At 69.7% G+C, this 22,119-nt stretch carries 21 protein-coding genes; 6 read left to right on the forward strand and 15 right to left on the reverse strand.

Annotated features, from left to right (window positions below; genetic code table 11):
* The gene (locus tag AC30CM_RS01400; RefSeq protein WP_490115011.1) at positions 1-561 is read left to right on the forward strand and encodes a carboxymuconolactone decarboxylase family protein; all 561 of its coding nucleotides are present in this window, start codon (positions 1-3) and stop codon (positions 559-561) included.
* Between the two features lie 5 nt (positions 562-566).
* On the opposite strand, the gene AC30CM_RS01405 is transcribed toward AC30CM_RS01400, so the two are convergent.
* The 5 genes from AC30CM_RS01405 to AC30CM_RS01425 are packed head-to-tail and all read right to left on the reverse strand — an operon-like array spanning position 567 to position 3,534.
* Entirely contained in the window at positions 567-836 is a 270-nt protein-coding gene (locus tag AC30CM_RS01405) for a hypothetical protein (RefSeq protein ID WP_490115012.1), read from the reverse strand.
* A gap of 10 nt (positions 837-846) precedes the next feature.
* Entirely contained in the window at positions 847-2,247 is a 1,401-nt protein-coding gene (gene lpdA, locus AC30CM_RS01410; protein WP_490115013.1) for a dihydrolipoyl dehydrogenase, read from the reverse strand.
* A gap of 30 nt (positions 2,248-2,277) precedes the next feature.
* Positions 2,278-2,745 (reverse strand): hypothetical protein, encoded by a 468-nt coding sequence (locus tag AC30CM_RS01415; RefSeq protein ID WP_490115014.1) that lies wholly within the window; start codon positions 2,743-2,745, stop codon positions 2,278-2,280.
* On the reverse strand, positions 2,738-3,016 hold the full coding sequence (locus AC30CM_RS01420) for a putative holin (RefSeq protein WP_490115015.1): 279 nt from the start codon (positions 3,014-3,016) through the stop codon (positions 2,738-2,740). Before AC30CM_RS01420 ends, AC30CM_RS01415 begins: the two co-directional genes overlap by 8 nt.
* Before the next feature lie 26 nt (positions 3,017-3,042).
* On the reverse strand, positions 3,043-3,534 hold the full coding sequence (locus AC30CM_RS01425) for a DUF779 domain-containing protein (RefSeq protein ID WP_490115016.1): 492 nt from the start codon (positions 3,532-3,534) through the stop codon (positions 3,043-3,045).
* A gap of 120 nt (positions 3,535-3,654) precedes the next feature.
* On the opposite strand from AC30CM_RS01425, the gene AC30CM_RS01430 reads away from it, so the two are divergent.
* From AC30CM_RS01430 to AC30CM_RS01440, 3 genes are all read left to right on the forward strand, one after another.
* Positions 3,655-5,685: a prolyl oligopeptidase family serine peptidase gene (locus tag AC30CM_RS01430; protein ID WP_490115017.1), complete on the forward strand. Its 2,031-nt coding sequence runs from the start codon at positions 3,655-3,657 to the stop codon at positions 5,683-5,685.
* 130 nt (positions 5,686-5,815) lie between these two features.
* A complete protein-coding gene (locus AC30CM_RS01435; RefSeq protein WP_490115018.1) occupies positions 5,816-8,428 on the forward strand; it encodes a helix-turn-helix transcriptional regulator in 2,613 nt (870 codons plus the stop codon).
* Positions 8,429-8,538: 110 nt separating this feature from the next.
* Positions 8,539-8,769 carry a hypothetical protein gene (locus tag AC30CM_RS01440; RefSeq protein WP_490115019.1) on the forward strand — a complete coding sequence of 77 codons (231 nt, stop codon included), beginning with the start codon at positions 8,539-8,541 and terminating at the stop codon, positions 8,767-8,769.
* 52 nt (positions 8,770-8,821) lie between these two features.
* Here AC30CM_RS01440 and AC30CM_RS01445 read toward each other — a convergent pair whose 3' ends face one another.
* The 6 genes from AC30CM_RS01445 to AC30CM_RS01470 all read right to left on the reverse strand — a co-directional run bounded on the left by AC30CM_RS01445 (position 8,822) and on the right by AC30CM_RS01470 (position 13,756).
* Complete coding sequence (locus tag AC30CM_RS01445; RefSeq protein ID WP_490115020.1) at positions 8,822-9,700, reverse strand: hypothetical protein; 879 nt, start codon at positions 9,698-9,700, stop codon at positions 8,822-8,824.
* 55 nt (positions 9,701-9,755) lie between these two features.
* The gene (ppk2, locus tag AC30CM_RS01450) at positions 9,756-10,613 is read right to left on the reverse strand and encodes a polyphosphate kinase 2 (RefSeq protein ID WP_490115021.1); all 858 of its coding nucleotides are present in this window, start codon (positions 10,611-10,613) and stop codon (positions 9,756-9,758) included.
* 83 nt (positions 10,614-10,696) lie between these two features.
* Positions 10,697-12,226 (reverse strand): aldehyde dehydrogenase family protein, encoded by a 1,530-nt coding sequence (locus AC30CM_RS01455; RefSeq protein ID WP_490115022.1) that lies wholly within the window; start codon positions 12,224-12,226, stop codon positions 10,697-10,699.
* 9 nt (positions 12,227-12,235) lie between these two features.
* Complete coding sequence (locus tag AC30CM_RS01460) at positions 12,236-12,820, reverse strand: phosphatase PAP2 family protein (protein WP_490115023.1); 585 nt, start codon at positions 12,818-12,820, stop codon at positions 12,236-12,238.
* Positions 12,821-13,345 (reverse strand): mycothiol transferase, encoded by a 525-nt coding sequence (locus AC30CM_RS01465; protein ID WP_490115024.1) that lies wholly within the window; start codon positions 13,343-13,345, stop codon positions 12,821-12,823. It lies immediately after the preceding gene.
* A 24-nt stretch (positions 13,346-13,369) separates the two neighbouring features.
* A complete protein-coding gene (locus AC30CM_RS01470; protein WP_490115025.1) occupies positions 13,370-13,756 on the reverse strand; it encodes a VOC family protein in 387 nt (128 codons plus the stop codon).
* Between the two features lie 75 nt (positions 13,757-13,831).
* On the opposite strand from AC30CM_RS01470, the gene AC30CM_RS01475 reads away from it, so the two are divergent.
* A complete protein-coding gene (locus AC30CM_RS01475) occupies positions 13,832-15,568 on the forward strand; it encodes an N-acyl-D-amino-acid deacylase family protein (RefSeq protein WP_490115026.1) in 1,737 nt (578 codons plus the stop codon).
* Positions 15,569-15,585: 17 nt separating this feature from the next.
* Here the strand turns inward: AC30CM_RS01475 and AC30CM_RS01480 are convergent, their stop codons facing one another.
* The 3 genes from AC30CM_RS01480 to AC30CM_RS01490 form a co-directional block, all read right to left on the reverse strand.
* Positions 15,586-17,064 (reverse strand): hypothetical protein, encoded by a 1,479-nt coding sequence (locus AC30CM_RS01480; protein ID WP_490115027.1) that lies wholly within the window; start codon positions 17,062-17,064, stop codon positions 15,586-15,588.
* A 215-nt stretch (positions 17,065-17,279) separates the two neighbouring features.
* A complete protein-coding gene (locus AC30CM_RS01485; RefSeq protein ID WP_490115028.1) occupies positions 17,280-18,848 on the reverse strand; it encodes a hypothetical protein in 1,569 nt (522 codons plus the stop codon).
* A gap of 371 nt (positions 18,849-19,219) precedes the next feature.
* Positions 19,220-20,836, reverse strand: a complete 1,617-nt coding sequence (locus AC30CM_RS01490; RefSeq protein WP_490115029.1) for a hypothetical protein — start codon at positions 20,834-20,836, stop codon at positions 19,220-19,222.
* A gap of 284 nt (positions 20,837-21,120) precedes the next feature.
* Here AC30CM_RS01490 and AC30CM_RS01495 point away from each other — a divergent pair, with 284 nt between their 5' ends.
* On the forward strand, positions 21,121-21,504 hold the full coding sequence (locus AC30CM_RS01495) for a pyridoxamine 5'-phosphate oxidase family protein (protein WP_490115030.1): 384 nt from the start codon (positions 21,121-21,123) through the stop codon (positions 21,502-21,504).
* 105 nt (positions 21,505-21,609) lie between these two features.
* Here the strand turns inward: AC30CM_RS01495 and AC30CM_RS01500 are convergent.
* A partial coding sequence (locus tag AC30CM_RS01500; RefSeq protein ID WP_490115031.1) for an HNH endonuclease signature motif containing protein occupies positions 21,610-22,119 on the reverse strand: 510 nt, incomplete at its 5' end.

A 22,119-nucleotide genomic window follows, 5' to 3' on the forward strand; every position in this document is an offset into this window, starting at 1 on the left:
GTGAGCGCTCCCCAGGACCAGACCAGCCCCGCCCGCATCCAGCCCGGAGGTCTGCGTCAACTGGGACCCCTCAACTGGATCATCGCCAAGTTGGGGGCACGGTTCATCCGGGCGCCGCGATTCGCGTTGTTCAACGTCGTGGGCCAGCATCACCTGCTGTTCCTGGCATGGCTGCCCTACTCGGGCATCCTGCTCGGTGCGGGCAAGCTACCCAAGGCCGAGGCCGAGTTGGTGATCCTGCGCGTCGGGCATCTGCGCAATTGCGAGTACGAACTGCAGCAGCACCGCAGGCTGGCCCGCAGCCGCGGTGTCGACGCGGCCACCCAGGCCAGGATCTTCGAGGGACCCGACGCCGCGGGGTTGACGCAACGCCAGCGCGTACTGCTCACCGCCACCGACGAATTCGTGGTCACCCGGTCGATGTCCGACGAGACCTGGAAGGCGCTCTCGGTACTGCTCACCAAGAAGCAGCTGATCGAATTCTGCATGCTGGCAAGCCAATACGACGGGCTGGCCGCCACCATGGCGACGCTGCGGATCCCGCTGGACTTCCCGGACTAGGACCGTCAGAGGTACGTAACGCCCAGCACCACGATCGAGAACAGCACCGGCGTCACCGGCAGACACCACAGGAACCACGCCTTGGCGTAGGCCTTGCGACGGTGGAAGTGTCTGCCCGCCAGCCCCGCCGCGACGGCCGCCACGAGACACACCGCCGAGACCACCAGCACCCACGTGCTCACGTCGACGGCGTCGGTGGCCAGCGAGATCGCGATCAGCCACAGCGCGTGGCCGATCACGAGCCCGCCGATCCCGGCGACGACTACAGACCTCACCGTGCGGGGATCAGAAGTTGATCATGTGGCCGGCGAGGCCGTGGAAGCCCTCCTGCAACGCCTCGGACAGCGTCGGGTGGGTGTGCACGTTGCGCGCCAACTCGTTGACCGTGAGGTCCCACTTCTGCGCCAGCGTGAGTTCGGGCAGCAGCTCCGAGACGTCGTGGCCGATGAGGTGCCCGCCCAGCAACTCGCCGTGCGTGGCGTCGGCGATCAGCTTCACGAAGCCGCTCGGGTCCCCGACGCCGTGGGCCTTGCCGTTGGCGGTGAACGGGAACTTGGCGACCTTGACGTCGTAGCCCTCGGCGCGCGCCTGCTCCTCGGTGAGGCCGAAGCTGGCGACCTGCGGCTGGCAGAACGTGGCGCGCGGCATCATCCGGTAGTCGCCCAACGGCAGCGTCTCGGCGCCGGCGATGGTCTCGGCGGCCACCACGCCCATGGCCTCGGCGACGTGGGCCAGCTGCAGCTTGCCGGTGACGTCGCCGATGGCGTAGATGTGCGGCTTGTTGGTGCGCATGTAGTCGTCGATGGCGATGCCGCCGCGCTCGGTGAGTTCCACACCGGTCTTCTTCAGGTCGTAGCCGTCGACGTTGGGCACGAAGCCGATGGCCTGCATGACCTTGTCGGCCTTCAGCTCGTCGGACTTGCCGTCCTTGCTGATCTTGACCACCACGGTGCCGTCGGCTTCGTCGTCGGTGATCGACTCGACCTTGGTGCCGGTGAGGATCTTGACGCCCAGCTTCTTGTACTGCTTCTCGATCTCCTTGGAGATCTCGGCGTCCTCGTTGGGCAACGCCCGGGGCAGGAACTCGACGATGGTGACGTCGACGCCGTAGTTCCTCATCACGTAGGCGAACTCCATGCCGATGGCGCCGGCGCCGGCGATCACGATCGAGCCCGGCAGATCGCGCTCCATGATCTGCTCTTCGTAGGTGATGACGTTCTTGCTCAGCTTCGTGCCGGGCACCAGCTTCGTGTGCGCGCCGGTGGCGATGATGGCGTTGTCGAACGTCAGCGTCTCGGTGCCGCCGTCGTTCAGGTCGACGGACACGGTGTGATCGTCGACGAACTTGCCGTAACCGTGGATCTCGGTGATCTTGTTCTTCTTCATCAGGAAGTGCACGCCGGCGACGCGACCCTCGGCGACCTTGCGGCTGCGATCGAACGCGGCGCCGTAGTCGAACGAGACGTCCCCGCTGATGCCGAACTGCTTGGCTTCCTTGGTGAAGATGTGGGCGATCTCGGCGTTGCGCAGCAAGGCCTTGGACGGGATGCAGCCCACGTTGAGGCAGACGCCACCCCAGTACTTGGGTTCGACGATGGCGGTGTTCAGTCCGAGCTGGGCGGCGCGGATGGCCGCGACGTACCCGCCGGGACCCGCTCCGATTACGACGACGTCATAGTGAGTCACGACCCCAGCCTAGTAGCCGGACGGGCAGCGCTAGCGGCCGAACCACCCGAAGTGGGCAGCACCATACATCAGGGCGGCGCCGGCGACGGCGCCCAGCGGGGAGGACATCACGGCGATGGCCAACGCCGACACCGTGGGGCGGTGCGGCACCAGGGTGAGCAGCAGGGCCGCGAGCCCGGCGACGACGAGGTAGACCAGCACGACGAACAGGGGCGTCGTGCTGGTCTGGGACGTCGCGGCGGCGCGCCACCATTCGTGCAGCGCGGCGCCACCCACGCCCGTCACCGCCCACACCACCACGAGCAGCAGGGCGAACAGCCAGCGGCGGACGTACTGGTAGGTGCCGGGCACCACCTCGGGAGGGGCGAAGGCGGGGATGGGGTGCGACGGGGGTGCGACGGGCTCGGTGGCGGTGATGGGCTGCGCCTGCACGGCGCCCGTGTCGAACAGCGGGGTCCAGTTCTCGGTGGCCGGTTCGTGGTCCTCGCGCTCAGCCACCGGACACCGCCCGCAGGGCCACCAGCGCGCCGATCCACCCGGGCGCCACCGCCAACACCAGCACCCCGAGCGTGGTCATCCACCGTCGTCCGGACAGCAGCACCACCAGGGTGCCCAGCACCCCGGGCACGCCGACCACGAGACCGACGACGGCCTCCGGGCGCAGGTTGATGTCGAGGAACAGTGCCGAGGCGAGGCCCGCGAGCAGTCCCGCGGCGACGCCGACGAGCATCGCGCTGGTCAGTAGCCACGGCCGCGGGAGCGGGATCACCCCTTCACGGTAAACCGCGCACCGCGTCATCCCTGGGCGGCACGCCCCACGGGAATCGGGCAGGCGTCGACGGCCGAGGCGACGACGTGGGAGCCGGTGTCGGCGGGCCGGGCCCCGGCCTCGTAGGCGGCACCCGTCACGGGCGGGTGCGCGTCGAGGTCGGCCAGCTCCTGGGGCGTGAACGCCCGGCCGCGCGACAGGAACCGCATGCCCTCCGGCGATTCGAGGCTGAAACCCCCGCCGCGGCCGGGCACCACGTCGATGACGAGCTGCGTGTGCCGCCACGCCTCGAACTGGGGGCCGGAGATCCACACCGGGACGCCGTCGCCCACGTCGAGCACTGCGAGCAGGACGTCGCGGTCGCCGACGATGAAGTCACCCAGCGGGTAGCACATCGGCGACGAGCCATCGCAGCAGCCGCCCGACTGATGGAACATCAGCTCGCCGTGGCGGTCCTGGAGTCGGCGCAGCAGGGCGGCGGCGGCCTCGGTGATCAGTGCTCGACTGGGTGCTCCCATCGCTCCAGGTTAGTCCGGCCGCCACGATGGGTCCCTGGAACGCACATGGTCCCTGGAACACACATGGTCCCTGGAACACACCTGGTCCCTGGAACACACATGGGGCCCCGTGAACGCACAATGGGTCCCGTGAACGACGAGCGCACTTCCGACGACCCGCACCTCTGGCTCGAAGACGTCACCGGCGACGCGGCACTGGCGTGGGTGCACGAGCACAACGAACCCACGCTGGCCGAGCTGTCGGGCGACCGGTTCGAGCAGTTGCGCACCGAGGCCCTGGCGATCTTGGACACCGACGCCCGCATCCCCTACGTGCGCCGCCGCGGCGAGTACCTGTACGACTTCTGGCGCGACGCCGCGAACCCGCGGGGGCTGTGGCGCCGGACCACGCTGGAGAGCTACCGCACCGACGAGCCGGAATGGGACGTCGTGATCGACGTCGACGCGTTGGCCACCGCCGACGGCGAGAACTGGGTGTGGGCCGGCGCCGACGTCATCGAACCCGGGCACGAGCTGGCGCTGATCAGCCTGTCCCGCGGCGGTGCCGACGCCACGGTGGTGCGCGAATTCGACATGCGCACACGGCAGTTCGTCGACGACGGGTTCACCCTGCCCGAGGCCAAGACCGACATCGGCTGGGAGGGTCCCGACGCCGTCATCGTCGGCACCGACTTCGGCGCAGGCTCGCTCACCGACTCCGGCTACCCGCGCGTGACCAAGCGGTGGCGCCGCGGCCAACCCCTCGCCGAGGCCGAAACCCTGTTCGAGGGTGCGGCTTCCGACGTCAGCGTGGGCGCGGGTTACGACCCCACCCCGGGGTTCGAGCGGCTGCTCGTGACGCGGGCGACCGACTTCTTCAACCGGGAACGCTTCGAGCTGCGCGACGGCGAGCTGCTGCGCTTGGACGTCCCCACCGACGCGGCCATCTCGATTCACCGCGAATGGCTGCTGATCCGGCCCCGCAGCGCGTGGACCGTCGACGACATCACGTACGCCGCGGGGTCGTTGGTGGCCACCCGCTACGAGGAATTCCTCACGGGCACAAGGGATCTGACGGTGGTGTTCACCCCCGACGCACACACCAGCCTGGATCACTACGCGTGGACGCGCGACCGCCTGCTGATGGTGACCCTGCGCGACGTGGTGAGCCGCGTCGAGGTGGTGACGCCGGGGCCGTGGACGACCGAGCCCGTCGAGGGCCTGCCCGCCAACACCAACGTCTCGGTGGTCGCGGCCGACGAGTACGGCGACGAGGTGTTCCTGGACACCAGCGGCTTCGACACGCCGTCCACGCTGTGGTGGGGCCCCGTCGGGCAACGGCCCGTCGAGATCAAGCGCGCCCCAGCGTTCTTCGATGCCACGGACATCGAGGTGACCCAACACTTCGCCACCTCGGCCGACGGTACCCAGGTGCCGTACTTCGTCGTCGGCCACCGTGGCGCCGACGGTCCCGGCAAGACCCTGCTGGGCGGGTACGGCGGCTTCGAGGTGTCCAACACCCCCTCCTATGCCGGGGTGCTCGGCAAGCTCTGGCTGACGCGGGGCGGCACGTACGTGCTGGCCAACATCCGCGGCGGCGGGGAGTACGGGCCGACGTGGCACACGCAGGCGATGCGTGAGGGACGCCATCTGGTCTACGAGGACTTCGCCGCCGTCGCAGCCGATCTGGTGACCCGCGGCGTCACCACGGTGGAGCAGCTGGCCGCGCAGGGCGGCAGCAACGGCGGGTTGCTGATGGGCGTCATGCTGACGCGCTACCCGGAGCTGTTCGGCGCCCTGGTGTGCAGCGTGCCGCTGCTGGACATGCGGCGCTTCCACCTGTTGCTGGCCGGGGCGTCGTGGGTCGCCGAGTACGGCAACCCCGACGATCCCGACGACTGGGCGTTCATGGCGGATCACTCGCCGTACCAGAACGTCTCGCCCGACGTCCGCTACCCGGCGCTGCTCGTGACGACCTCGACGCGCGACGACCGCGTGCACCCGGGGCACGCGCGCAAGATGACCGCGGCGCTGGAGGCTGTCGGTCACCGCGTGCTCTATTACGAGAACACCGAGGGCGGGCACGGCGGAGCGTCGGACAACAAGCAGGCCGCGTTCCGGGCCGCGCTCGTCTACGAGTTCCTGCATCGGGCACTGGACCACCAGGGCTAGCCGTCGCAGGCGGCCGCATCGTCGCGCAGACGCGCCCGCAGTGCATCAGTAGTGCGATACCGAACCGAGTCCGTCGGACCAGTTGTGCGATCTTCGGGCCGAGTCACCGCGGCGCTCCTAGTCTCGACGTGTGCGCTTGACGTGGCCGCTGATCGGCCGCTCGAGGCAGCTGCGAGCCATCGAGGCGGCATTGGCCGACCCGGCGTACGCCGGGGTGGTGGTCAGCGGCACGTCCGGGGTCGGGAAGAGCCGCGTCGTGCGCGAAGCGCTGGATGCGGCGAGGTCGCGGGGATTCGTCGTCCGCTGGATCGTCGGCACCTCGACGGCGCGCGCGCTGCCCCTGGGCGCCCTCGCACCGTGGGCCGGGGCGGCGCACACCGACGGGCTCGCGCTGCTGAGGGGTGTGGTCGCGGCGTTGACCGAGTCCCCACCGGCGCACGACGTCGTGCTCGGGGTCGACGACGCGCCGCTGCTCGACGAGCTGTCGACCCTCGTCGTGCACCAGGTGATCCAGCAGCGCTCGGCGAAGGTGGTGCTGACCGTCCGCGACACCGATCCGATCCCGCCCGCCACGACCGAACTGTGGAAGGTCGGCGAGTTCACCCGCCTGGTGGTGGAACCGCTCGACGAGGCGGACACCGCCGACCTCGTGACCGAGACGGTGCGCGGGCCCGTCGATGCGGTCACCGTTCGGCGCTTGTGGTCGCTGACGCGCGGCAACCCGCTCTACCTGCGCACCATCGTGGAACACGAACTCGCCGCGGGTCGCCTGGCCCGGCACGACGGCGCGTGGCGCTGGACCGGTGATCCCGTCGTGCCGCCGGGATTGGTCGAGGCGGTCGACTCGCGGATGGCCGGCCTGCCCGCGGCGGTGCACGACGTGGTGGACGTCGTCGCCGTCGGCGAGCCCCTCGACCTGCGGGCGTTGACGCACATCACCGCGGCGGACGCCGTCGAGATCGCCGACGTCCGCGGTCTGATCGTGCTCGAGCCCGTGGCCGACGGTTACGTGGTGCGGCTGGCTCACCCGCTGTACGGCGAGGTGCGGCGGGCGCGCGCCGCACCGACCCGGTTGCGGCGGTTCCGCGGGCTGGTGGCGACCGCACTGGCCGAGTCGCCAGACCGCGACGACATGCGGGTGACGGTGCGTCGCGCGACGCTGAGCCTGGACTCCGACCTGGCACCGGACGTCGGCTTGCTGCTCGACGGGGCGCGGAACGCCGCGTGGCTCCTCGACCTCCCGCTCGCGGACCGCCTCGCCGACGCCGCGATCCGCGCCGGCGGAGGTGCCGAGTCGCACCTCATTCGCGGCTTCGTGCTGTCCTGGTTGGGCGAGGGCGACCACGCCGAGGCCGTGCTGGCGGCGGCGGCCCACGACGCCGCCGACGGTCAGCGGTCCCGGCTGGCGTTCATGCGCGCGGTCAACGTCATGTTCACCCTCGGCGACCCGGGGGCGGCCAAGATACTCGCCGAGTCGGCGCTCGGCCACGCGACCCCCGCCGAACGGATCCTGCTCGACGCCTTCCTCGGTGTGTACTGGGCGGCTCTCGGCGATCCCGTCGCGGCGCTTCGTCATCTGTCGACGGCGACGACGGGCCGGCTCCCCGACGGCGTCGAAGCGCGCCTCGCGGCGTGGGCCGTCAGCGTCGCCCACGGCGAGTCCGGTCGTGTCACCGCGGCGGCCGCCGCAGCCGAATCGGCGTACTCGATACCGGCGCGCGCGTTCGTCATCGTCTCCGACGCCCACGTCGACGCGCTGCTGCTGGCCGGCCGCATCGCGGATGCCGCGGTGGTCGCGGACCTGGCCCGCAGGCGTGCCGGGGTCACGACGGGTGCGCCGTTCGGTCAGATCGTCGACGCGGTGGGGGGCTTGGCCGCACTGGGTGCCGGGCGTCTGGACGACGCCTGCGCATCGTTGCAGGCGGCCGTCACCGACGTGACGCGGTGGAATGCGGTGATCGGGTTCCGCTATCGCTACCAGGTGCTGCTGGCGACCGCGTCGGCGATGCGCGGTCGCGTCGCCGAAGCCATGGCGGCCCTACGCCTGTTGGAGGGGCACCGTCATCCGGGTTGGCGGCATCTGGACTACACCCTTGCGATTGCCCAGGCGTGGGCGATGGGGAACCGCGGCGCCGTGAGCAAGGCGATCGACATCACGCGGTCGGCAGCTCGAAGCGTCTGCGGCCAAGGACGATTCGCCGCGGAGGTGATGTGCCTGCAAACCGCCACCCAGTTCGGTGATGCGTCGACGGCGCGGCGGCTGCGGGAACTCGACGGTGTCGTGGAGGGCCCGCGAGTGGGTCTGGCCGCGCGGTTCGCCGAGGCACTCGCGGCTCGAGACGCCGCGGAGCTGCTCGAGGTGTCGCTGGGGTTCGAGACGATGGGCGATCTGGTGGCCGCCACGGATGCCGCCGCACATTCGGCGATCGCGTTCCGCCGCAACGATCTCCGCGGGTCGAGTTTGGCCGCCGCGACGCGCGCCGAGGCCTTGGCGGCGCGGTGCGGTGGCGCCCGCACCCCGGCGCTGCGGCAGGCGATCGACCGGCTACCCCTGACCAGCAGGGAGCGCGAGATCGTGACGTTGCTCGGCGAATCGCTGTCCAACCGCGAGATCGCGGATCTCCTGGTGATCTCGGTGCGCACCGTCGAGAGTCACGTCTACAAGGCCATGACGAAGACGGGTGTGAGCAACCGCGACGACCTTGCGGCGCTGTTGAGCGCCAACACCTTCGACGATCACTGACGGCCGCGACGCCGAAACCTCAGTACCGCAGCACTGGCATCTCTCGTCCCGCCCCGGCCGACGATGGCTTCCTGCCACGGGTCGTCCAGCACGGGAAGGGGTTGATCACCATGTCGATCGGTGCACGCCCGCCTGATCCAGCGAGCACGGAAACCACGCCATCTCAGACGCACTGGTGGTCGGCACTGGCCGGGCTGGCCACCCACGCCATGGGCGGGACCGCGCACTCCGTGCACGACACCCTGCACCACCTGGCCCACCACGAGCCGCATCCGCACTACCCCGCGCACTGCGGTTGGTTGGAGGACGCCGAGATGGCGCGGGAGATGTTCCGGCTCTGAGACCGCGCACTCCCGGCGGCCTACCGGCCGTGCCGCGACCCGGATCCGTCCGTCAGCGCACCGGCTCGGTGACCGTGCGCTTGCGCACCCCGCCGAGCATCGACATCAGCGCGCCGAGCACCACGAGCGCCGCGCCCGCGGCCAACGTCACGTTCAGCCACGTGTGCATGTCGGCGACGGCGTGGCCCACCAGCACCTCGGCGATGCGCCGCATGTCGCCCGAGGTCTGGTCCAGCGCATGGTCGACGTAACGGCGGCCCACCTCGATGCCCGCCCATCCGCCTGCGCCCACGATCAGGGCCGAGACGCCCAGCGCGGCAACACCCTTGCCGCGCCGACGGGACGACGCCAGCACCAGCAGCGCGAAGGCGCCGGCCAGCACCGCGGTGCCCACGCTCACCCACGGCCCCCAGGTCGTCAGCGCCGTGAGTTGGCCGGGTCGCAGGCGGGTGTCGGACACCGTGACCGGCACGGTCAGCGTGTCCGGGACCTGCAGGTTGAGGTTGCCCAGCGACGCCCGCAGCGACGGATCCTTGAGCATGGGGGCCACGTCGATCAGCCAGCGGTCGTCGGAGCCCTCGTCGCGCCGCACGGTGTCGGTGAACATCCAGTCGTGCGCGATCAGGTTCGCCTGGGCGAACTGGCCGGGGAACCCGCTGTTCTGGGTGTAGCCATCGGTGACGCTGCGCACCAGGTCCGGGTTGAGGTCGCCGAACTCGGCGAAGGAACTGTCGGCCGCGTACGTGACGATCTCCTGGGCCAGCAGCGACGAGACGGCCTGCTGCAGGGCCGGTTCGCGGGCCGCCGACGCCGCGAACGCGGCGTACCCCTCGCGGTCGATCACGGTGTGCTGCGCCCACGCCGCGGGCAGCGCGACGGCCAGCGCCACGGTGGCCAGCAGCCACGACAGCAGTGTCGCCAGGAACCGCACGGCCCGTCCTTCCCCGCCGGACGCGCCGTGACCGGTCGCGGCCCGGCCTGCCGGGCTAGTCCGCGAGCGCGCGTCCCACGATCAGCGGGTCGGCATGGCCGACCACGTCGTAGTCCTTGTTGTCGTAGTCGAACTTACCGAGGACGTGGCGCATGGCGTTGATGCGGGCGCGCTTCTTGTCGTTGCTCTTGACCACCGTCCACGGCGCGATCTCGGTGTCGGTCCAGGCGAACATGTCTTCCTTCGCCGACGTGTAGTCGTCCCACTTGTCCAACGAGGCGAGGTCGGTGGGCGAGAGCTTCCACTGCCGCACCGGGTCCACCTGTCGGATGGTGAAGCGCGTGCGCTGCTCGGCCTGCGTCACCGAGAACCACAGCTTGGTGAGGCTGATGCCGTCGTTGACCAGCATCTGTTCGAACAGCGGCGCCTGCCGGATGAACTCCGCATGCTGTTTGGGCGAGCAGTAGCCCATGACGCGCTCCACGCCGGCGCGGTTGTACCAGGACCGGTCGAACAGCACGATCTCCCCGGCCGCCGGCAGGTGGGTGACGTAGCGCTGGAAGTACCACTGCGACCGTTCCTTCTCGGTGGGCTTCTCCAGCGCCACCACGCGGGCGCCGCGCGGGTTGAGATGCTCCATGAAGCGCTTGATGGTGCCGCCCTTGCCCGCCGCGTCGCGGCCCTCGAACACGATGACGTGCCGGTGACCGTGCGTCTGGCTCCACTTCTGCAGCTTGAGCAACTCGATCTGCAGCAGCCGCTTCTGCTCCTCGTACTCCTCGCGCCGCATGCGCTCGTCGTACGGGTAGCCCTCGCGCCAGGTGTCGACCACCTCGCCGCTGGGCTGGATCAACAGTTCGGGGTCGTCATCGTCATCGTCGCGGACGATGTAGCCGGATGCGTCCAGGGTCACCGGCAGAACGTAACGGCCACCGTGGACGCGACGGTGACGGCAAGGTGAACGGAACGTGGCCGCGGCCGACCCCTGCTGCTGCGCTACTTCGCGACGCGCTTGGGCCGGATGAGCGCGAACTTCGTCATCATGGCGTTCATCCGTGCCAGCGCCTTGAGCGAGTTGTTGTAGTAGTTGCCGCCCGCCCCGACGCTGGTGCGGGGCACCACCACCGTCTCCTGCCTGCAGAACTTGCGGATGCCGTCGACGCCGCCGAACCGGGCGCCGATGCCCGACGTCTTCCAGCCGCCCATGGGTGCCGTGGTGCACATCAGGTTGGAGATCACGTCGTTGACGTTCACCGCGCCGCAATCCAGTTCCAGCGCAACGTCCTTCGCGCGTTCGACGTCGCGGGAGAACACCGCGGCACTCAGCCCGTACGGGCTGTCGTTGGCGAGGCGCACGGCCTCGGCCACGCTGGACACCTTCATGATGGGCAGCGTGGGGCCGAACGTCTCCTCGGTCATGCACGCCATCGAGTGATCGACGTCCACGAGCACCGTCGGCGGATAGAAGCAGCCGCCGGTGGTGGCGCGCTTGCCGCCGGTGAGGACCTTGGCGCCCTTGGCCAGCGCGTCGGCCACGTGCCGCTCCGTGATGGCGACCTGCGATTCGTCGATCATGGCCCCGAAGTCGTTGCCCTCACCGGCGCCCACCTTCAACCTGCGGACGTCGCGGACGACGGCTTCGACGAACTGGTCGTACACCGACTCCATGACGTAGACCCGCTCCACCGAGACGCACGTCTGGCCGGCGTTGAACATCGCGCCCCACACCGCGGCGTGCGCGGCCAGCTCGACGTCGGCGTCGTCGAGCACGATCATGGGGTCCTTGCCGCCGAGTTCCAGGCTCACCGGCACGAGTCGGCGGGCGGCGCGCTCCATGACCTTCACCCCGGTGGCCGACGACCCGGTGAACTGCACGAAGTCGCTGTTGTCGATGACGGCCTCGGACACCTCGCGGGCACCCTGCGCCAGCGCGAGCACCTCGGGTGCGCCGGAGTCGATCCATCCGCGCAGCAGCACCTCCGCGGTGAGCGGCGTGCGCTCGGACGGCTTGAGCAGCACCGCGCACCCGGCGGCCAACGCGCCGATGGCGTCCATCAGGGCGTTGGCGACCGGGTAGTTCCAAGGCGCGATGATCCCGACGACGGCGCGGGGCCGGTAGTGCACGGCGATCTTCTTGATCGACAGGAACGGCAGCGGCGCGGGTCGGGTCTCCGGGGCGAGCGCCTTCTCCACGGTCTTGACGTAGTACGACAGGATCATCAGCAGCAGCGGCACCTCTTGGGCGGCGTCGGTCGCGGACTTGCCGGTCTCCTGGATCAGCAGCGCCTCGATCTCGTCGCGGTGCTCGCCCAGCCACACGGCGTAGCGGGCCAGCACCTTCGCGCGGCCTGCGGCACCGCGCGCCTCCCACTCCCGCTGCGCGGCGCGCAGGCCTGCGGCGATGCGGGTGACGTCGGAGGGATCGGTCCAGCGCACGGTGCCCGCGACGGCACCGGTGGCGGGGTTGCGGATGGTGGCGACGTCTCCGGAACCGGGTCCGGTCCGAACGTCCGGGGTTGCAGTCATGGACCTATGTTAACCATGGGTGTGACGCACGTCGCAGCCGGGTTGACACCTGTCAAGTTCGACGGCCCAGACCACCGGCGCCAGCAGGGACGTGGCCAGCAGCACGGCCCCTACGGTGTCGGTGAAGTAGTGATGCGTGAACGCCTGACCCAGCATCGCCGGCACCGTCCACAGCGCGGCGGCAACCACTGCCCACGTCGGCAACCCGAGCGCGATCACCAGCACGCCCACCACGACGACCGTCGTCGTCACGTGCCCGCTCGGGTACGCCAGCGCGAGCATCTCGCCCTTCTCCCGGCCGAAGACGTGCTTGAGCAACCGCGAACCGGCCACCCCGACGAACGGCAGCACCGCAGCCACCACCGCCAGCAGCCAGCGTCGCCGCACCAGCGTCACCATCAGCGCCGAACCCAGCAGCACCGCCAACACCCGCGGATCCGTGAAGAACAGCAGCCGGCCCAGCACCGGGTGCTCGGTACCCGCGTCGGTGAACCACGAGTCCAGCGGCGTCGTCCCCGTACCGACCACCAGGCCCAAGAGGGTCATCACCGACAGCCCCAGCACCGGCCACCAGCGGATCAGCGACGCGACCATTCAGGGCGCGATGCCCCGCAGGTACGCCGCCTGACCCAGATGCTGCGCGCAGTCGTCGATGATGCTCACCAATCGGGCGCTCGCCGTCACCGGCGGTGACCACCGCTCGTCGACGATGCGCTCGAGGTCGGCCACCGTCACCCCGGCGACGAACTCCAGCGTCACCCGGTGCACGGCGTGGTAGTAGCCGGACAGCAGATCGGCGGACGCCTTGACCTTCGCCACCTGTTCGGGCGTGTGCCCGTACCCGTGCGAGTCACGGGGCAGGTCCAGGCCGAACCGGTCCACCCAGCCGTCGCGCAGCCACACCTGCTCGATCCCCGCGACGTCGCACAGCTGCGCGTCCTGCACGCGGGCGCTGTGCCAGAGCAACCATGCGATGGTGTTGGCGGTCGGCGTCGGGCGGTACAGCGACACCTCGTCGGTGAGCCCGTCGGTGAGGTCGTCGACGTGCTCGACGAGGCGCGTGAAGGCGTCCCGCAGCACTTCGCGGGCAGCATCGGCGGCAGCGGTGGATTCGGCCATGCGGCCCAAGCTACCCCCCGGTCGTCACTCGGGCCCGCCGCCGTGGAAGACCGCCTCGACGTTGTTGCCGTCCGGATCCCGCACGAACGCCCCGTAGTAGTTCGCGTGGTACTCCGGCCACAGCCGAGGCTCGTGCAACGGCTCGGCGCCCACGGCCAACGCCGCGCGGAAGAACGCCTGCACCGCCGCGGCGTCCTTGGCCGCGAACGCCACGTGCACCTCGCGATTGGGCCCGGCAGCCTCTCCCGCCGACGCGTCGGCGATCCAGAACGCCGGATGCCCCTCGGTGCCGTAACCGACGGCGGGACCGAATTCCAGCTGCCGCGCGTATCCGAGGACACCGAGCACCGCGTCGTAGAACTCCTTGGAGCGGTCGAAGTCGCCACAGTTGATGCCGAAGTGATCGATCATCCATGCATCGTGGCACGGGCCACCGACGGCAACCGGCGATGGCGCACATCACTTCGCGGGTCGTACATTCGGGCCATGACCCACGACACCGCAGTCGACCTCGTCATCCGCAACGGCACCATCGTCGACGGGCTGGGCGGCGACCCCTACGTCGGCGACGTCGCCGTCACCGATGGCGTCATCACCGCGATCGGCACGGTGTCCGCCCCAGGCACCCGCGAGATCGACGCCACCGGGCTGCTGGTCACCCCCGGCTTCGTCGACCTGCACACGCACTACGACGGGCAGGCCATCTGGTCGGAGCGCATGACGCCGTCGTCGGCCCACGGCGTGACCACGGCCGTCATGGGCAACTGCGGCGTCGGCTTCGCCCCGTGCCGCGCCGAGGACCACGACGTCCTGGTGGACGTGATGGCCGGCGTCGAGGACATCCCCGGCGTCGTGATGGTCGACGGTCTCCCGTGGACGTGGGAGACGTTCCCGGAGTTCCTGGACGCCCTCGACGGCCGCCCGCGCGACATCGACGTGGCCGCGCTGCTGCCGCACTCGCCGTTGCGGGTGTACGTGATGGGCGACCGGGGCGTCCAGCGGGAACCGGCGACCGCCGAGGACCTCGCGCTGATGCGGCGGCTGGCCGCCGAGGCCGTGCGCGCCGGCGCACTGGGCTTCGCCTCCTCGCAGCTCACCATCCACAAGAGCGAGAGCGGCCAGCCCATCCCGAGTTACGGTGCGGCGCAGGCCGAATACGATGCCATCGCCCGCGGCATCGACGAGGCCGGCGGAGGCCTCCTGCAGTTCGTGCCCGACCTGGTGGCCGGCGATTACGAACCGGTGCTCAAGACCGTGTTCGACGTCGCCGCCGACGTCGGCCTGCCCGTGACGTTCACGCTGGCGATCGGCAACGCCGGCGACCCGTTCTACCTCGACGCGTTGCGCATGGTGGACAAGGCCAACGCCGACGGCGGCGCGGTGTGCGCCCAGATCTTCCCTCGCCCCATCGGGCTGGTGCTCGGGCTGGAACTGTCGGGCAACCCGTTCGTGATGTACCCCAGCTACCGGGAGATCGCCGACCTCCCGTTGCAACGTCGCGTCGCCGAGATGCGCAAACCCGAAGTGCGCGAACGCATCCTCGGCGATCGCCCCGCCAGCGACGGACATCCGCTGATGTTCGCCGTCCAGGCCTTCGACTGGATCTTCCCCCTCGGCGACCCCCCGAACTACGAACCAGACCCCGCCGACAGCATCGCCGCCCGCGCGCGGGCCCGCGGGGTCAGCGCCCTGGAGGAGGCCTACGACCGACTGCTCGACGACGACGGTCACGCCATGCTGCTGGTCACCCTGGCCAACTTCCGCGACTCCTCGCTGGACACGGTCGCCGAGTTGATCCGCCGCGACGACGTGGTGCTGGGCCTGGGCGACGGTGGCGCCCACTACGGAATGATCTGCGATGCAAGCTTTCCCACGTACATGCTGACGCATTGGGTCCGTGACCGCGCCTCCGGCCGACTGTCGGTGGCCGAGGCCGTGCGCGAGCTGACGTCGGTCCCGGCACGCGTCGCCGGCCTCGGCGACCGCGGCCGCCTGGCCGTCGGCTACAAGGCCGACCTCAACGTCATCGACGCCGCGGCACTCACCTTGCACAAGCCCACCGTCGCGTTCGACCTGCCCGCGGGCGGGCGACGCCTCGACCAGCGCGCCGACGGGTACGTCGCCACCATCGTCGCCGGTGAGGTGATCGCCCAGAACGGCACGCCCACCGACGCCCGCCCCGGCAGGCTGATCCGCGGCAGGCAGCAGGCTCCCGCCGTCTGACCCTCGGCGCCCTGGGACTACTCGGAGTCGCCCTTGGCCCCTGCGCCCGACGTGCCGGCGTTCGCCTTGGGGGCTCCGGCCTTGGGGGCTCCGGCCTTGGGAGCGCCGGCCTTCGGGGCGCCGGCCTTGGCCGCGCCGGAGGTCGATGCGCCCGCCTTGGGGCTGCCTTCGGCGCGTGCCGCCGTCTTGGTGGCCCCCGAGGTGGACCCCGTGGTGGACGAGTTCGTCGGCGCGGCACCAGCCTTCGTGGCTCCGCTGACGGTGTCACCGGTGGTGGACCCGGTGGTGGCGTCCTCCGTCGGGGCGGCCGGGGTCTCGGTGGCCGGGGTCTCGGCAGCCGGGGTCTCGGCGGCCGGGGTCTCGGTGGCGGGGGTCTCGGTGGCGGGTTTCTCGGCGGCCGGGGTCTCGGTGGCCGGGGTCTCGGCGGCCGGGGTCTCGGCGGTGCCCGTCGCATCCGTCGTCGCTGCCGCCGTCTCGTCGACGGCGGTCTTGAGTGCCACGCTCTGCGCGGTCAGCGTCGCCGACGGCAGCGCCGCCGGGTCGGCGGGCGACTGCGCCGGGGTGGGGACCACCGTCGGGAACGGCACCGGCGCCACCGGCGCCGGCAGGACCGCCTGCAGCCACTGATTCACGCCGTCGACGATCGCGGTCTTGATGGACAGCGCAATGCTGTTGGGCTGCCCCCATTCACCGATGGGCGTGGGCAGGGTGGAGAACGGCAGGTAGACGCTGTTGATGATGCCGCCGAGCAGCCCCGTCTGTGGGTCGAGCAGCGTGTAGGCGAAATTGCTGACCAGGCCGGGGATCTGGTCGGGGTTGCGCAACGCCGCCTCGAACGTCACCTCCAGGTTGTACGGCAGGAAGCCGACGTAGTCGGCGATGTTCCACGTGACGTTGCTCTGGATCAGCAGGGCATTGCCCAGCGAGTAGATCAGCTGGCCGATGGGATTGGTGCCCAGGAAGTCCTTGGCGGCCTGCGCACCCACCGCGGCCGAGGGGAAGTTGTTCGCGAAACCGTTGATCGCGTTGGTGATGGCATTGGTGACGTCGAGGACGAGGCCTGGCTCGGTGGCGCTGGGCCCCAGCGGGAAGGGCAGCAGCTGCGCGATGGGCAGCACCGTGTCGGCGCGGAACCAGCTGGCATAGACGTTGGGGTCCCCCGTGGGCAGCGCCGGGTTGACGTAGGCCTGCACCAGGTAGCTCAACACGTTCGGGGCGAGCTGCGGGTTCTGGATCGCGGCCCCGATGGCCACCAGGGCGTTGAACGGCAGGAAGCGGACGGCCTGCTCGGGAACGCGGACGCCGTTGACTGCGGCGGCGACGGCCTGCCCCAGCCCGAACAGCCCGTCGGTGATCAGCGAGGCGTTGGCCACGTCGATGCTGGCGACCGGCAGCGCCCGCTGCTCGGGCACGGCCACCACCGAGCCGGCCGTCGCGACGCCGGCGGCCACCAGTGCCGCGGCCAGCTTGGTCTGCGGGCGAACGGAAGCGTTCATCGAATTCCCCTAGTCGAAGGCAAAAGGTCGTCGAGAGAGGAGTATAGGGAGAATAGTTACGATTGCGTCAATATTGGCGTTAACGCGCCTGCTGCCGGTCGCGACACGTACCTCGGGATCTGCCCGCATCCCGTTGTGTCACAGGCGAATCGAAGACCCACGGCACGAACGTGGGCCCGTCCTCCGAGAGAAGGACGGGCCCACGCGGTGCTCGATCAGGCGGCGTCGCTGGACGACTTCGAGGCGCCCGAGTCACTCTTGTCGGCGGCCGACTTGGTCGCCGACTCCTTGCTCGGCTTGGCCGCGCTCGACCCACTCTTGGCGGTCTTCGCGTCCGAGGTGGACTTGGCACCCGACGCCGAATCCGACTTGCTCGACGTCGAATCCTTGGTCGACGTCGAATCCTTGGTCGACGTGCCAGACTTGGTGTCGGTCTTGGTGTCCGGCTTGGTGTCGGTCTTGGCGTCCGTCTTGGTGTCGGTCTTCGAATCGGTCGAGGCGTCCGTGCTCGGCGTGGTCTCGCTGGACGTGCCGGTGCTAGGCGCGGTCTCGGTCGACGTGCCCTCTGCCGAGGTGGAATCGGTGGGCTTGGTGGTCTCGGTCGCCTCGGACGTGTCGGTCACCTTGGTCGCCTCGGTGGTCTCGGCCTCCTCGGACACCTTGGACACCTTGGTAGCGTCGGCAGACGTCTTGCCCTCGACGGCATCGGCGACATCCGTTGTTGCCGAGGCCTTCTGGGCGGCCTCGGGGGTAGCGAGCCCGATGGCGCTGCGCAGCGCCATCGTGGCTGCCGGCACCGCGGCGGGGCCGGCCTCCTGTGCTGCCGACTGAGTCGCCGACGGCGCCGTCGTCACCGTGCCGTTGAGCACGTTGTACGGCGAGACCGGCGCGGGCAGCCCGGCGAGGAACTGGTTGATGCCGTTGTAGACGGCGTCCTTGATCTGCAGTGCCAGGCCATCCACGCCATTGCCGACGCCGATGGGTGCCGGCAACCACGTCGCAGGGTTGACGAAGTTGTCGAACAGCGACACCAGGTAGCCCTTGGAGCCGTCGCGCGTGTCCAGCAGGCCGTAGGCGAAGTTGCTGAGCAGGTTCGGCACCAGGTTGGGCCTGCTGACGGCCGCCTCCACCGACGCCTCGACGTCGGCGGGCAGGTAGCTGAAGTACCGGGCCGAGTCGGCGAACGAGTAGACGGGGGCGAGGATTCCCTGGCGGGCGGCTTCGGCGATGCCTCCGAGCACGTCGTTCTGCTTGAAGGCCGCCACGGCAGCCGCACCGATGTTGGGATCGGGCAGGCTCGACAGCGCCTGGTTGATGGCGTCGGAGACCGAGTTGACGATGGCGATGACGTTGCCCGCGATGTTCGGAGGCAGCAGCTCGGCGCCGGGCTCGATGGCGAAGTTCTTGAACTGCCAGGGGTACGTCTCGAGGATCGGCAGGTTGTTGCTCGGGTTGAGGTACATGTTGGTCAGCCAGCTGGTGATGTTGTCGCGCAACGCGGGCGTCTGCACCGACGACGCCACGGTGAAGCCGATGTCGAAGGGCAGCGACACGCCGGCGACCGTCGGGATCTTGATGCCCTCGGCTGCGGCAGAGACCCCCTGGCCGAAGTAGAGCAGCATGTTGGTGAGGGCCGATGCGGGCTCGACGTCAGCGTGGACTACGGGATGCGCAGCCTGAAGCGCATTCGGCCCCGACATGCTGACGACGGATGCCGCCGAGACCATGCCCGCTGCGATCATTGCCGCAGCCACCTTGGTGTGCGGACGAACGGCAGTACTCATCGAACTCCCTCGATCATTGAATGTGAAAGATTCACCGCAAAGGAGTATAGGGCCACCAATTACCGAAACGTCAATAAAGCGCAAACATTTGGGCAATCCATTCCCGAAATTCGTGACACCGTGCAAACGATGCGAATGCGACTGCGCCGCAATCCATCCGATCGTCGCATTCGCCTACGTCATTGATACCTTCAGAATCGATCTTTCAGTGAGTGGCGAATGCACTCGATACGAAAAGACCCAGCCTCACCCCCGAGGCCGGGTCTTCTCGTGGCAGTAGAGCGGGCAGTCTCAGATCACGCAGTGCCAGATGAGGCGCCGTCAGATCGGGCAGTGTCAGATCGGGCGGCCTCAGATCAGGCGGCGTCAGATCAGGCGGCGTCGCTACCGGACGTGGCGGAATCGCCGGACTCCGAGGCTGCCGCGCGGGTGCCGGTGTCGGCGGCCGAACTCGGCTTCTGCGGCGTCGCGTCACCGGCGGTGGCCGTTCCGGCGCCACCGGTCGTCGTCGAGGTGGCGGCGGCACCACCCTTGGCAGACCCGGCCCCGGAGGACGAGCCGAACTTCTCCCCCGGCGCAACCTTGTTGCCGCCCTTGGTCTTGTCGGTCACGGTGGCGGACTTCGTCGGCTTGGTGGCCGAGTCCGTCGTCGAGGTGTCGGCGTTCGACGTCTCCGTCTTCGAGGGCGTCGCGGCCGCGCTGCCCTCGGTCCCGGTCGAGGTCTGGCCCTTCGGGGTCTGATCGGTGGGGGTCTGATCCGTCGGGGTCTGATCGGTCGGGGTCTGATCGGTGGTCGTCTTCTCCGGGCTGACCGCCACGGCGCCCGTGGATTCGGCGCTCGCAGGCTCGGTGGCGTCGTCGGCCTCGGTGCCCGCCGCGTCGGAGGCAGCCTTCTCGAGTTCGGTCGCGGTGGGCGTCTTCGACACCGATTCCGCGGATCCTGCTGTCTCGGTGGGGTTTTCGGTCGACGGCAGGCTGAGCGCGCTGCGCAGCGAGGCCGACAGCGCGGCGGTGTCGGCGATGCCGTTGGCGTCGGTCGACTGGCCGGCAGCCGGAGTCGTGGTCGCAGCGGTGGCCCACGGGTTCACTGGAGTCGGCAGCGCGGCGAGGAACTGGTTGACCACGTTGCCGATGGCCGCCTGCAGTTCACGCGCCCAACCGATCGACCCGTCGGTACCGCCGCCCAGCGGTGCCGGCATCCAGTACAGCGGGTCGATGACGCTGCCGAGCAGCCGCCCGAACAGGCCCACGTAATTGCCCTGGGCATCCTTGTCGGGTGACAACAGATCATGTGCGAGGTAGCTGATCAGGCCGGGCACGTCGGCGGGATTCGTGACGGCGCGATCCACCGACGCCGAGACCTCGGATGGCAGGTAGCCCAAATACAGCGCGGTGTTCCATGCCATGTAGACCGGCGCGAGGACGGCGAGGTTGGCCCCGTAGACGACGTTGCCGAACGTGGTGCCCGTCTGGAACGCGTCGAACTCCAGCTGGCCGGGGGTCGGATCCGGCAGGGTGCTCAGCGCCTGGTTGATCGTGTTGGCCACGCCGTTGACGGCGTTGACGATCGTCGTCGACAGGGGCGCGGGCAGCAGGTTCGCCAGCGCGATGATCGAGCGATCCTTGAAGTAGTTCGGGTAGGTGTAGTACTTGTACGCGTCGCCGGGGTTCACGTAGTTCTGCACCAGGTAGCTCAGGACGCTCTGGCCCGCGGCGGTGTTGTTGGTGGCGGCGAAGAGTGCGATCACCGCGTCGAAGGGCAGCGAGAAGCCGGCCTCGAAGGGGATGCCCGCGCCCGCGGCCAGGCCCGCGACGGCGTCGCCGAACTTCACCAGACCGTCGGTGATCGCCGACGCGTTGGCGACGTCGGCGCTGATGACGGGTAGGGCCCGATGCTCCGGCAACGCCACCAGCGAGCCCGCCGAGACGACACCGGCTGCCAACATCGCCGCCGCGAGTTTGGTGTGCGGACGAACGGCAGAATTCATCAGGTCCCCCTGTTTGAGTCGGAAAGAAAGTCCGCGGGCAGTATAGGCCGCGCAGTTACATATCCGTCAATAACCTGGGAATGGCACCCGACGTTGCTGACGCGGACCGCCACATGGTCCGGGCGGGGCATCGATGCAGGTGAAAGTTTTGACACACCATGCCATTTCGCGGGTGCGACGGTGTGCCGCAACGGCCGCGCCACCCTGACGACGGTGGCAATCCGGCAAATCACGACGAGATTTCGCGGTGGTCAGTGCGAAATGGCGGCGTTACCCTGCCGAATATGAGCATTCCGGTGGATCTGGACCGCTTGGCCGAGACGCTGACCGACCGTCCGTTGGGTTATGTGATCACCGTCGGCGGGGACTTTCACGCGCATGCCGTCGCCGTCGACGCACGGTTGGAGGACGACGAATTCACCATCGCCACCGCGGGCCGGACGACCCGCCGCAATGCCGGCGAGCATCCCCAGGTGACCCTGCTGTGGCCGCCACCGGAGCCGGGTGGCTACTCGCTGATCGTCGACGGGCAGGCACGGGTCGACGCCACCGGTCTGCACGTCGTCCCGTCGCGCGCCGTGCTGCACCGCCCCGCCGCATCCGGCGACGCGCCACCAGAAGGCCCGGCAGTATCGGGCTGCGGTGACGATTGCGTGCCGCTGGCGTAGCACCGCCTGCGCCGTCGCGCGGCCGCTCCGCGGCGAGCGTCGCGGGCACGCCACGCCGCCGGGCGCGTGGCCGATCGCCCGCCACGCCCCGCCCACATTCCTGGCCTACCCGGGGTCGTCGTCGGGTGGTCGTAGGAGGCGTTCGGGGTGGTGGTCGTGGTTGATGCGGGGTTGGCCGTGGTCGAGGTGTGGGGGTGGGATCCATTCGGTGAGGCCGTCGGGGCGGCGGCGGGTGGTGACGCCGGCGGTTTCGACCATGCGGTTGTCGGGGCCGCAGGCCAGGGTCATGTCGTCGACGTTGGTGTGTCCGCCGGCGGCCCAGGCGGTGCTGGCGTGGTGGGCTTGGCAGTCATAGCCCGCGGCGGCGCAGCCGGGGCAGGTGCAGCCGCGGTCGCGGGCGAAGAGCATCAGTTTTTGCGGGCCGGTGGCGCAGCGGTGGGTACGGCCGAGGTAGAGCGCTTGTTGGGTGTGGCGGTCGAACACGGCGAGGTAGTGGTGGGCGTGGGCGGCCAGGCGGATGAGGTCGGGCATGGGGAGTCGGGTGCCGCCGGCGGTGAGGGCGTAGCCGGCGCCGGCGTGCAGTTCTTGCAGGGTGGTGGTGACCACGACCGAGAC

The sequence above is a fragment of the Mycobacterium sp. DHQP2018-32-09 genome (assembly GCF_058148405.1).